Genomic DNA, 12,409 nt, shown 5'->3' with positions numbered 1-12,409 from the left:
TGGATAAATAATGTTAGAAATTGACCCCGGATTCCGCCTTCGCCCAGGATTTTTTCCACGAACGGGTTACAGCATAGAAAATCAGGGTTGTCAGAAGCACGATAGAACCGACCACCAGAAATCCGGTAACCTGTGAGCCGGTGGATTGCTTCAGCGGACCGAGAACGTAAGTCGGCAGCAGATATCCGCCAAGACCTCCGGCTGCGCCGACAATGCCGGTAATGACTCCGATTTCGCTGGAGAAGCGCTGCGGGATGATCTGGAAGACCGAACCGTTGCCCATTCCGAGGCAGGCCATCATCACGCTGGTATAGAGCAGCATCACGAGGAAGGAACTAGGCATCGACGCAATGGCGAACGCACATACAGAAACTACAGCATACAAAACAAGCAGGAGACGCATGCCGCCAATCCGGTCCGCAATCCAGCCGCCTAAAGGCCGGAAGAAGCTGCCTGCGATAACTGTGATGGTGACCAGGTAGCCTACCTGGACTTTGGTCAGGCCCCCGGAATGTACGCCGTCGCCGTACACATCATAGAAGAAGATGCTCGCATAGTTGGCGAACCCGACAAACCCGCCGAAGGTAATGGCGTAGAACATCGAGAACCACCAGGTATCGGCATGCTTGAAGACGCTGAGATAGCTTTTAAGCGGCTTGGGTGCCGGGGCATTCGGGGCGTCTTTAGCCAATAGGGCAAAAACAATCATAACGAGGACCAGGGGAATCAGCGCGATCCCGAACACGCTATGCCATCCATAAGCCTGGGCGATCTGCGGCCCGAAAAAGGTCGCCAGCGCCGTTCCGCTGTTCCCGGCTCCGGCAATACCCATTGCGAGTCCCTGATATTGCGGCGGGTACCAGCGGCTGGCGAGGGAGAGGGAGACGGCAAAGCTCGCCCCTGCAAAACCGAGCAGGAATCCGATCATATGCATCTGCAGCAGGCTGGTTCCGCCCAGCCAGCCCCACAGGAGGGGGATAATGGTGAGGAACATTCCGAGCAGGCCTGCTTTTTTACTGCCAATCCGGTCAGCCAGGATGCCCATCGGGATGCGGAAGATCGAACCGCCGAGGATGGGGATGGCAACCATGGCCGCTTTTTGAGTATCTGATAATCCGAAATCCTTGGTGATATAGAGCGACAGGGCTCCACACAGCACCCAAATCATAAAGCTTACATCAAAGTACAAAAAAGCTGACAATAAACTCGGGGCGTGACCCGCCTTACGAAAACCTTTTGCTTCCATCGCTGACATCCTCCTTTGAATAACCCCAAGTAAATGAACCGGCAAAAAAAGGCCGACTGACAGAACCCGCACATCTGCGGATTAAGTTCATCGGCCCCATTGCCATTGCAGCCACACCATCGTGACTGACTGAATAATTATTGAAAGTAACACTCCGGTACAGCAGATTATCCGTCCACAGCATTGTGGGAACAATCTGTTGTCACCTTCAGGGACACATTGTTGTGTCGTTGAAATCTTATAATGTCAATATAATTAGCTCGATAGGAAATGTCAACAACTATAACATAAAAATTTAAAATTATTAATTTTAATGCTTTATTTAGGCATTTTAAGCGTTTTCATGTAATGTAAACTTACATTTAATCATATCCGGTCTGCTGAGTGACAAAAACGTCACCCAAATACATCCTGCTTCTATGGTTGCAAACCCAAGCTGCGTCTATGATAAGTAACAGGAAGGGGAGGATAAAGAGATGCAAACTGTGATTCAGACCCAAAATTTATCGAAAAACTATGGGACAACAGCGGTACTTAAGAATATTGATCTGATGATCCAATCGGGAGAATTTACAGCGGTTATGGGACCCTCGGGCTCCGGGAAATCGACGCTGATGAACGTGCTGTCTACCATTGACCGGTTTACGGGCGGCGAGGTCTGGCTGGAGGGGAAATCCCTGCTGGAGCTCAAAAAAAAATCACTGCGGCAATTTCGGCAGGAGCGCATGGGATTTATTTTTCAGGACTATAATCTCCTGGATACGCTGACGGCCAAAGAGAATATTCTGTTGCCGCTCTCCCTGCGCAGAGTGAAGGTGGAAGAGATGGAAGACCTGCTGCTGCCGATTGTGCGGGCGCTGAATATTGAAGAGATCCTTCATAAATATCCAAGCGAGCTGTCAGGGGGACAGAAGCAGCGGGTAGCTTCGGCGCGGGCGATCATTACCAATCCGTCCATTGTTTTTGCCGATGAGCCGACGGGAGCACTGGATTCCCGGTCCGCGACCCAAATGCTGGAGCAGCTTGCAGAGCTGAACGGGACGTTCGGGACAACGATTATGATGGTCACTCATGATCCCTATGCGGCCAGCTATTGTAAAAGGGTTATTTTTCTGCGTGACGGAGGAATTGTTAATGAGATTTACGCAGGAGACCAGACTCAAAAAGCGTTCTACGACCGCATTCTGGAAACCCAAAGCCTGATGGGGGGCAAGCTGCGATGAGTCTGCTGGAGCTTACGGTCCGAAATGTGAAGCGCAACTTCCGCCTATATTCCATCTATCTGTTCTCGATGATTGCCGGGGTCATCATTCAATTTACGTTCACATCCCTGATGTACAACAAAGATATTATGGATGCGCTCCAGAACCGGGCCAATTTCCAGACCGGTGTGGGCATCGCTTCACTTGTTGTGTTCTTATTTATCATTTTCTTTATTCTGTATGCCAATTCGTTCTTCATGAAGCAGCGTAAAAAAGAGTTCGGCATGTACCTGCTTTACGGCCTGAACGAACGGCAAATTACGCGGATGGTATTTTATGAAACCCTGATTATGAGCGCCATTTCACTATTCACGGGAATATTGATCGGGGGGCTGCTGTCCAAGCTGTTTGGGATGTTGCTGATGGATTTAATGAATTACAACCAGGTTATTTCCCTGTCATTCCCTATGCCGTCGATTGCTGCAACGATCGGTGTCTTCTTATTGCTCGCTATGATTATAAGTGTACAGAGCTACATCATGCTGAACCGGGTGCAGCTTACGGAGTTGTTTCATGCGAAGCAAAAGATGGAGACACCCGTCCGCGTGTCTTCGGCCTGGGCTATGATTGCTGTACTTCTGCTGGGCATGGCCTTTGCTCTGATCAGCAGCGGAAAAGGTTCGGTGTTCTGGCAGGACTACGCGACGGTGAGTATGATTGCTGTGACCATTGGCATTATTGCGGGCACCTTTCTGTTCTTTCGTCAACTTGCCGGCTGGCTGCTCCAGGCGGTAAGCCGCCGGAAAAAATACTATGAGGGCAATACGATGCTGTGGACCTCTTCCCTGCGGTTTCAGATTAGAGGCAACACGTTGAACTTGACCTTTATTTCATTGTTCAGTGCGGCGATTATGCTGCTGCTGAGCTTCATGACGATTAACTATAAGGTGCAGTTCGAAGCGGTGGGGAGAAACCTGCCTAATGATATAGCGTTTGAATCGCTGGCCTCTTCAACCAACAACCGGATCGACAGCCTGATCCGCAGCTCCGGCCACGAGGTCCGGTACCACCTGACGCAAGAGGCGATAGTGGCTGAGCCGGTATCGGATATGGGGCCGGCTTTTGAGAATCCCGAGTACTATACTCCATACCTGCTGCTTGTATCCGAGCAAACCTATAACGGGCTGATGCAGGAACGGGACCCCAAGCAAATCCTGGATCTGCAAGGTGAGGAAGCGGTAACCCTTGCCCAGGGATCGGACTTCGCGCAATCCTATGCCGCAAACCGGCAGCCGGAATTTAAGGTGAAGACAGATGCGGAAACCGCTTTTCGGATTATTGAGAAGAAGGACTACGCCTATCTTGGCTGGTCTTCAGATCCGGTGAGATCTATGGTCATTAAACCTGCGGTGCTCGTAATCTCCGACGAGGCTTACCGGAGCCTGCGGGAGCATGCGGACAAGAAATCTTTTGAAATCTATGGTATTGCGGATGCCGGCCGGGCCGAAGAACTCTCGAAGCAGGTCCATGCCATCGTCACGGAGACGCCGGGTGCCTATTATTCCTCGTTCGCAGACGTGTACTCCAAGCAAATTGAAGGCTCGTCGCTTATGCTGTTCTCCAGCGGCTTTTTGGCCCTGATTGCGATCTTCGCGCTTGCCAGTGTGATTTATTTCAAGCAATTGCGTGAGGCTACAGACGAACGGATGCAATATACCATTCTGCGCAAAATGGGCGTGGATGACCGGCAGATGAAAAGCGTGATCCGCAAGCAGCTGCTGTTTGTCTTTTTGCCGCCGCTGGTGCTTGGGGTATGCCACAGCTGGTTCATTATCAAGTATTACATCCTGGATTCTGTGCAGGGCTTTACTGGACTTACGGCAACCGTGTGGGGCATCATGGGGGTGTATTTCCTGATTTACGTACTGTTCTACGTTTCTTCCACGAATGTGTATTATAAAATTGTTAATGAAAACCCGTAACTCTCTATTCAAGCGATTCTCCGGTGATTGGAGGATCGCTGTTCCCTTACCGCAGCATTTTCAAATAAGGATCATGGTTTTTCGGAAAGTGGATGGTGAATTCGCTGAAGCTGCCTGCTTCGGATTCGCAGGAAATGTAGTGCCCCAGTTTTTTGGACAGCTCCTGGGCCAAATACAAGCCCATGCCTGTCGATTTTGCATAGGTACGCCCGTTGGTGCCGGTGAATCCGCGGTTGAACACCCGCGGCAGATCCCTGCGGTCAATGCCGATGCCGTTATCACGCACAATAAGCAGTTTCTCATGCGGTGTAACCTGTGTCGTGAACGATATCTCTCCTTGGTCCCCGGTATATTTCAGGCTGTTCGTGACCAGCTGGTTGATAATGAAGGACAGCCATTTGGAGTCGCTTTGCACCATTGTGGCTTGTACATCGAGCCGGATTTTGATTTTTTTGGAGATGAACGTCTTGGAATGGGCTTTAACGGCCTCTTTGACCAGCAGCTCCAAATTGCAGTTAACGATCTCGTAGTCCTGATTGAAGGTGTCAAGCTTGGAATAATATAAAGCCTGGTCGATGTAGTGCTCGATCCGTGACAGCTCCTCTTCCAGGCTGCTGTGATCGATCTCTGTCTGCTGCATCAGCCGGAGGACGGCGATGGGTGTCTTGACCTCGTGAAACCAGGAAATGATGAAATCATAATGCTCTTTCTGCTGCATTTGCGCTTCGTTCAGGGCACGAATGTGCTGGATCTGCAGCTGCTCTATAGCTTCCCGGTATCCCTCGGCCTCCAGGGACAGCGGCTCCGCATCTTCATCCGATAAGTGGCGGAGAGCCTGCACATTCTTCATGTAACGATGGAGCAAAAAGCCTGCCAGACCTAATAACAGCAGTGCCAGCGCATAGAAGAAGGTCCGCCAGTGCCATGGAATCTGCGGATCTGCGGCAAATACGGCAACCATCAGCAGAAATACGGCGGCATACAGGCCGATATACGGTTTCTCATATTTCAGGAATCGCCAGAATCTCATTCGATGATATACCCCATTCCCTTGCGGGTGACGATGAAGTCCTCCAGCCCCAGCAGGGCGATTTTACGGCGCAGGCGGTTGACGTTAACGGTTAACGTATTGTCGTCTATGAACTGCTCATCGCTCCACAGCACCTGCATCAAGCTGTCCCGGGATACAATCTTCCCGATATTTCTCATCATGGTTTGCAGGATAATGAATTCATTCCGCGACAGCTCTGCGGTCTGGCCCTCATACTCGACGGAGGAATTGGACAGATGGAATGTAAGCTGGCGGTGGGCCATCTGCAGACTCTCATCCTGGTAGGTGTAGTTGCGCCGCAGCAGCGCGCTCACCTTCGCCACCAGCACGCCAAGGTCGAAGGGCTTCTGCACGAAGTCATCCGCCCCCATATTAATCGCCATGATGACATCCATATTCTGATTGCGTGAAGACAGGAAAATAATCGGCACTTTGGAGACAGCACGGATTTGCTGGCACCAGTAGAACCCGTCGTACACCGGCAGATTTACATCGAGCAGCACCAGATGAGGCTGACTGGCGGTGAAGTCGTCCATAACCTGGTCAAAAGAAGACACCTGCGTGACCTCGTATTTCCACTTAGACAGCGTGTCGGCTACAATTCTTCTAATCTTCTCATCGTCTTCTACGATCATGATTCGAAACAATATGATTCCTCCAGCTCTGGGCATGTGATGCTGGTATTATATCATTTGTCTACACTTCTTGTGTTGGCCTTTCAGGGCAGCTGCACATAGAACGTAGTTGACTCCCCGACAACACTTTTGGCGTAAATCCTGCCCTTGTGCTGCTCCACAATCGATTTGGCAATGGCAAGACCCAGCCCGTATCCGCCCTGCTGGCGCGCTCTGGAAGTATCCGTGCGGTAGAAGCGGTCGAAGATGCGGGTCAGATGCTCGGCGGCAATGCCTTCCCCGGTGTTCGAGACGGACAGGAGCACATCGTTATTTTGTTTTTTGAGCGTGATGGCTACAGCGCCCTTAGGGTTCGTATATTTCACGGCATTGTCGAGCAGGATCATCACCACCTGCTTAATCTGCTCGCTGTTGCCCTGCACGGTCAGCTCCGGCTGGATGTCATAGTCGAAGGAGATATGCTTTTCAAAGATCACGGCCTCCATCGTCAGAATGATATTCTCTACCGCTTCGCTTATATTGAACCTGCTGTGCATCATGCCCGTCCGGGAATCATCCATCTCCGTCAGATACAGCAGGTCATTGGTCAGCCGGGTCATCCGCTCCGTCTCCGACTTAATATACTGCAGCCACTTCGCCTGATTGCCGATCGTGTCGCCGCTATTGGACAGCAGCACATCCGCGTTGGTATTGATGATCGTCAGCGGCGTCTTCAGCTCATGGGAGGCATCGGCGATGAACTGCTTCTGCTTATCAAAAGCCTCCCGGACCGGTGCAATCGAGCGGTTAGCAAAGAACCGGCTGGTGAAGTAGAGGATAATCAGCATCAGCAGGCCGACGGCGGTGAAGGTGTAGATCAGGTTGGTGAGGATTTTTTGCTGGGCCGTGATGTCCAGGAAGACGATGACCTTACCTTCGCCCGTATGCTTGACTGTGAAAATCCATCGGCTGTCATCCAGGGTGAAACGGCCGATGTCCTTGCCGATGCTGAGGGCCTCCTTCAGTGCAGCCGTATAGAACTCATCGTCCATCGTAAATTTGGAGTCCTTGTCTTTCAGATTGCCGCTCGCGTCCGTTGTCACCGTGAAGGAGATGGAACGCTCCGGCGGCGGGTTGCCGCCCTCCATAGGCCTGTTCTCTTTGGGAGGTATCCCGTCAGCGGAGCCCGGATGTCCTGCATCGCCCGGGCCTTTCTGCTGGTAGTCCGCAATCCGGTGGAGATTCATATTAATGTCGTTCTGCACATTCAGGTACATGATCACATAGATCGAGGCAAAGGCGATCAGCATAATCACGGAGATGGTGGTCAGATTGACGATCAGAAACCGGTTTCTGAGTTTTTTGAACATCAACTGGTCACCTCTAATACATAGCCGACATTTCGAATTGTGTTAATGCGCACCTCTGAATTCAGGAACACCAGCTTTTTCCGCAAAAAAGAGATGTATACCTCCACATTGTTATGCTCCGCCTCCGAGTCGAAGCCCCACAGCTTCTCGATAATCTGCTCCTTCGAGGTTATCGCCTGCTTCCTTAGGATCAGCAGCTCCAGCAGCTCATTTTCCTTCAGGTTCAGCTTGATTTCTTTGCCCTTCACGGAGAGCCGCAGGTTCGCCGTATTCAGCTCCATATCCCCCAGCTTCAGCGTGTCATCCGGGATGACCTCGCCTTTGCGCCGCAGCGCCGCCCGTATTCTGGCCATGAGTTCCTCTGACGAGAAGGGTTTGGCGATATAATCATCGGCCCCGTAATCCAGCCCCGCCACCATATCCGTTATCTCTCCCTTGGCGGTCAGCATGATCACGGGAGTGGATACGCCCCGCTGCGGAGCTTCTTCAGCACAGTAAAGCCATCCATCTCCGGCATCATGATATCCAGCAGCAGCAGATCATAGATCCCGCTCTGTGCATAGTCCAGCCCCGATCTGCCGTCATGGACCGCGTCCACCGAATAATTCTGTTTCTTCAATATTTGAGTCAAGGCTTCCGTCAGATGCACTTCGTCTTCCACTATTAATATTCTCATGGGTGTGCCCATCCTCTGCATAGAAGTTTGCTGATTACTTAAGCCATTATAGCAAGATTACCTTTAACCAACCTTAACCGGATTCCATACACCAGGAACGCTATATATGAAGGAATTCTGGCGGGCACCAGCCTTTTGTTAAGCGGGTGTAAAAAGATCACAGGAGTGTAAAACCATTTAAGATTCACTAAAGGTTCCGGGACTAAGATACATTCATAAGCAAGCGAGGGCATACATGGAACACACACATACAGCACTTATAGGTACTTATATAAAGCGAACTTGAAAAAGTAACAAAGGGGAAAAGGGATGAGGGGAAGTTTGGATACTTACGGAGCGGTAGCGTCCGCCTTTGTCTGCGGATTTCCACCGCGAAGAGCGGGATTAATCAAGAAATCTGCAGACAACAGCGGCTGGAAGTCCAAACATTCTCCGTAGTCCCAACGAAGTCCCTAATGTAAATATCTTAAGTTCACTCCATATAGAATACTTAGAAATACTCCACTATGAAAGGATCTGACCCTTATGGCGATTGAGGTATTCAACCGGTACGAGAACAAATATCTGCTGGACCATGCCGCATACCAGAAACTCTACAATGACCTGCTGGAATATATGGAGCCGGATGATTACAACAAGCAGCATGAATTCTACTCCATTACGAATCTCTATTATGATACCGCCCATGACTCGCTGATTCGCAGCAGTCTGGCGAAGCCGAAATACAAGGAAAAGCTCCGGCTGCGGGCCTACGGTGTTCCGGACCAGGACACCAAGGTGTATCTGGAAATTAAGAAAAAAGTGTTCGGCCTGGTTAACAAAAGAAGAACTTCGCTCAAGCTGCAGGAGGCTTACGATTTTGTCGCTACCGGCGTGGAGCCGGAGTACCGGGAGTACATGAACAAGCAGGTGATTGAGGAGATCAAGTATTTTTTATCCCGGTATGACCTGATGCCCAAGGTGTACCTCTCCTATGAACGCAAAGCGCTTTTCTGCAAAAACAACCGGGATCTGCGCATCACCTTCGACACGAACATCCGCAGCCGCCGCTACGATCTGAAGCTGGAGCATGGCACGCATGGCGAGTACCTGATGCCCCAGGGCCAGTGGCTGATGGAAGTGAAGGCCGAGAAGACGATTCCCGTCTGGCTGGCGAAAATGCTCTCCGAGCACAGGATGTACCGCACCAGCTTCTCCAAATACGGCAATGAATATAAACAGATGCTGAAGGCCAGCAAAATCGAAAAGGAGAGTGCCCTGTATGCTTGACTCTATATTTTCCGCCGCTCTGACGAGTGCTGAATTAACCTTTACGGACGCCGTTTTGACTATTTTCATATCGATTGTACTCGGCGGATTGATCAGCTTCACCTACATGAAAACCAACCCGGGGGGATATTCGCAAAGCTTCACACTGACGATGGTCCTGCTGCCTGTAATTGTGGCGATCATCATTCTGCTCATTGGCAGCAACGTCGCCCGTGCCTTCAGCCTTGCCGGGGCCTTCTCGATTATCCGCTTCCGCAGCGCGCCCGGCGACCCGAAGGATATTACATTTGTGCTGTTCACCATGGCTTCGGGACTGGCCTGCGGGGTCGGTTCATTCGGCTACGCCGCACTGTTCACCCTCATTCTCTGCGTGCTGATGTTCATCCTGAACCACACCGGCTTCGGGGCCAGAAAGTCGCAGCAGAAGACGCTTAAGGTAACCATCCCCGAGAATCTGGGGTATGAGGAAGCTTTTGCCGAAGTGTTCGATACATTCAATGTCCGCTATGAACTGAAAAAGATTAGAACCACCGAGCTGGGCAGCTTATACGAGCTGGTCTACGAGGTTACGATCGATGAGCATACGAGCCAGAAGGAGCTCCTGGATGCGGTCCGCACCCGGAACGGCAATCTGGATCTGTCACTGACGATGTGTCCGCCCGCCACTGACTACTAAAATTGAAGGGAACGATGACATATGAAAAATTTCCTTACAGGGAGCAAGATAGGGATGGTGCTGCTCAGTGCAGCGCTTATGACGGCGTGCAGCACGAATACAGGGGCGGGTACCAATGCCGCGAATAGTGCAGCAACCGGTACAGCCGTTACCGCCAGTGCAACGAGCGGCACCACAGACGCTGTAGAGCTGGCAAACGTCAAGACGGCGGATCTGGTAGAGTATGACGAAGACGATACCACTACAGCCTGGACGGCAGATGCGTCAACCGATATTGCCCTCGCAGGAACGACTGCAGAGATCGAAGGTGCTGGCGCTACAGCCGAGGACGGATCGGTCACGATTACGGAAGCGGGAACCTATATCCTCTCCGGATCACTGAGCGACGGGCAGATTATTGTGGATGAGCAGGCCAAAGGAACCGTTCGGCTGGTGCTGAACGGCGTGAACCTGAAGGACAGCGACAGCGCGCCGGTCTATATCAAGGAAGCGGGCAAGGTTGTAATCACTCTTCAGGAAGGCACAGAGAACAGTGTTGCCGATGGAGCAACCTATGTGTTCGCGGATGCCGGCACCGACGAGCCGAGTGCGGCCATCTTCAGCAAAGCCGATCTGACCATTAACGGAACCGGCAAGCTGACGGTTACCGGGAGCTACAAGGACGGCATCACCAGCAAGGATGATCTGAAAATTGCCGGCGGCACAATTGATATTACGGCAGCAGATGACGGCATTGTCGGCAAGGATCTGGTGGCCGTACAGGACGGCATTCTTACCATCAAGGCCGAAGGAGACGGCATCAAATCCACCAATGATGAGGATACCGCCAAAGGTTTCGTGGCCATCGCGGCCGGAACATTCGATATCGCGGCAGGCAACGACGGCATTCAAGCCGAGACTGCGGAAGTCATCGATGGCGGAACGTTCAACATCGTAACGAACGGAGGCTATGAGAACGCTGAGGCGAAGACGGGTGACCAAGGGCCGGGCGGTATGGGCGGCGGACGCGGCGGCTTCGGTAACCAGGGGGCAGTGGACGGCACCTCGGCAGCCACAACCGATGCGGCTCCCGCAGTCAACACGGCTGCAGCTGCGGCGGATACAGCAGCCGTGACTACAGCAGCGGTATCTACAGCGGAGGCAGCTGCAACAACGGCCGAAACGGAATCCACAAGCGCCAAGGGGCTGAAGGCCGGAGGAGATCTTACCGTGAATGGCGGCAGCTTCACCATTAACTCCGCAGATGATGCGCTGCACAGCAACAGCAATGTCTCCGTTACGAACGGCGAATTCAAAATTACTGCGGGAGACGATGGCATTCATGCCGACAGCCTGACCTCCTTGTCGGGTGGCACCATCGATATCACGAAGAGTTATGAAGGTATTGAAGGCGGCAATATCACCATCTCCGGCGGAGACATCCGCGTGGTCGCTTCCGATGACGGCGTGAACGTATCCGGCGGCAATGACGGCAACGCAGCGCAGGGAACTGCACAGCAGGATCAATTCACAAGCTCCGGCAGCGGCCTGCTCACAATCAGCGGCGGATCAGTAACGGTTGACTCCACGGGCGACGGGCTGGATTCCAACGGATCGGTCTCCATGACTGGCGGAACCGTGATTGTCAACGGCCCAACCAATGATGGCAACGGTCCGCTGGATTATGACGGCACCTTCGACATGACAGGCGGCTTACTGGTTGCTGCGGGCAGCTCGGGGATGGCCCAGGCTCCGGGCGAGGATTCCAGCCAATACTCAGTCAGCATGAGCTTCACTGCGGCCCAGCAGGCTGGAACGCTGGTTCATCTGGAAGACGGTGACGGCAACAACATCCTGACCTTCGCACCTTCGAAGAACTTCTCGTCCGTTGTTGTCAGCTCTCCGGATTTGAAGAAGGGCGGTTCCTACACCCTCTCTACAGGCGGAACTTCTACAGGCACGGCAGTAGACGGATTGTACGCAGACGGCGCTTATACCGGCGGCACGCAGGTCGTAGCGTTCGACATCTCCGGCAGCGTTACCTGGCTGAACGAATCAGGCGTCACCACAGCCAACACTGGCCGTGGCCCTGGAGGCGGCGGCTTCGGCGGTGGCGGCGGCACCAGACCTGAGCGCGGCGCTGGCGGCAACCCGCCCGAAGGCGGAGCAGGCGGAACACCGCCAGATGCTGCAGGTGAAACTGCAAATTAAAACACAAGCGGCCCCTCTCCGGTGGATGGAGAGGGGTCGTTTGTGTTTGGAAATCAGAGGGGCTCTTCAGAGAAAATGTTGCCGAAGAAAAGATGGAATGTATAATAGCTTTACAGAACCTGATTGAGGTTGA

General features: G+C 52.4%; 9 protein-coding genes and 1 pseudogene. 5 read left to right on the top strand and 5 right to left on the bottom strand.

Features of this window, described 5'->3' with window-relative positions:
* Nucleotides 1–13: 13 nt before the first annotated feature.
* Nucleotides 14–1,246 carry a nitrate/nitrite transporter gene (locus PRIO_RS32525; RefSeq protein WP_020434413.1) on the bottom strand — a complete coding sequence of 411 codons (1,233 nt, stop codon included), beginning with the start codon at nucleotides 1,244–1,246 and terminating at the stop codon, nucleotides 14–16.
* A 476-nt stretch (nucleotides 1,247–1,722) separates the two neighbouring features.
* On the opposite strand from PRIO_RS32525, the gene PRIO_RS32520 reads away from it, so the two are divergent.
* Both PRIO_RS32520 and PRIO_RS32515 read left to right on the top strand, forming a co-directional pair.
* Nucleotides 1,723–2,469, top strand: coding sequence for an ABC transporter ATP-binding protein (locus tag PRIO_RS32520; protein WP_020434414.1), 747 nt, complete (start codon nucleotides 1,723–1,725; stop codon nucleotides 2,467–2,469).
* Nucleotides 2,466–4,430, top strand: coding sequence for an ABC transporter permease (locus PRIO_RS32515; protein ID WP_046506115.1), 1,965 nt, complete (start codon nucleotides 2,466–2,468; stop codon nucleotides 4,428–4,430). Before PRIO_RS32520 ends, PRIO_RS32515 begins: the two co-directional genes overlap by 4 nt.
* A 46-nt stretch (nucleotides 4,431–4,476) precedes the next feature.
* Here PRIO_RS32515 and PRIO_RS32510 read toward each other — a convergent pair whose 3' ends face one another.
* From PRIO_RS32510 to PRIO_RS32495, 4 genes and pseudogenes are all read right to left on the bottom strand, one after another.
* Nucleotides 4,477–5,460, bottom strand: a complete 984-nt coding sequence (locus tag PRIO_RS32510) for a sensor histidine kinase (RefSeq protein WP_020434416.1) — start codon at nucleotides 5,458–5,460, stop codon at nucleotides 4,477–4,479.
* Nucleotides 5,457–6,116: a response regulator transcription factor gene (locus tag PRIO_RS32505; RefSeq protein WP_020434417.1), complete on the bottom strand. Its 660-nt coding sequence runs from the start codon at nucleotides 6,114–6,116 to the stop codon at nucleotides 5,457–5,459. The genes PRIO_RS32510 and PRIO_RS32505 overlap by 4 nt, the downstream gene beginning before the upstream one ends.
* A gap of 83 nt (nucleotides 6,117–6,199) precedes the next feature.
* Nucleotides 6,200–7,465 carry a sensor histidine kinase gene (locus PRIO_RS32500; protein WP_020434418.1) on the bottom strand — a complete coding sequence of 422 codons (1,266 nt, stop codon included), beginning with the start codon at nucleotides 7,463–7,465 and terminating at the stop codon, nucleotides 6,200–6,202.
* Nucleotides 7,465–8,141 (bottom strand): annotated as a pseudogene (locus PRIO_RS32495) (response regulator transcription factor). The gene PRIO_RS32500 and the pseudogene PRIO_RS32495 overlap by 1 nt, the downstream one beginning before the upstream one ends.
* 525 nt (nucleotides 8,142–8,666) lie before the next feature.
* Here PRIO_RS32495 and PRIO_RS32490 point away from each other — a divergent pair.
* From PRIO_RS32490 to PRIO_RS32480, 3 genes are read left to right on the top strand one after another with little or no spacing between them, the layout of a single operon-like run.
* Nucleotides 8,667–9,410, top strand: a complete 744-nt coding sequence (locus PRIO_RS32490; RefSeq protein WP_020434419.1) for a polyphosphate polymerase domain-containing protein — start codon at nucleotides 8,667–8,669, stop codon at nucleotides 9,408–9,410.
* The gene (locus tag PRIO_RS32485) at nucleotides 9,403–10,086 is read left to right on the top strand and encodes a DUF4956 domain-containing protein (protein WP_020434420.1); all 684 of its coding nucleotides are present in this window, start codon (nucleotides 9,403–9,405) and stop codon (nucleotides 10,084–10,086) included. The genes PRIO_RS32490 and PRIO_RS32485 overlap by 8 nt, the downstream gene beginning before the upstream one ends.
* 21 nt (nucleotides 10,087–10,107) lie before the next feature.
* On the top strand, nucleotides 10,108–12,276 hold the full coding sequence (locus PRIO_RS32480) for a carbohydrate-binding domain-containing protein (RefSeq protein ID WP_046506109.1): 2,169 nt from the start codon (nucleotides 10,108–10,110) through the stop codon (nucleotides 12,274–12,276).
* The last annotated feature ends 133 nt before the right edge of the window (nucleotides 12,277–12,409 follow it).

This window comes from Paenibacillus riograndensis SBR5 (assembly GCF_000981585.1).
Lineage (GTDB): Bacteria > Bacillota > Bacilli > Paenibacillales > Paenibacillaceae > Paenibacillus_AQ > Paenibacillus_AQ riograndensis.
The sequence above is the reverse complement of the archived record's forward strand: the minus strand, read 5'-3'. Positions and strand labels throughout refer to the sequence as shown.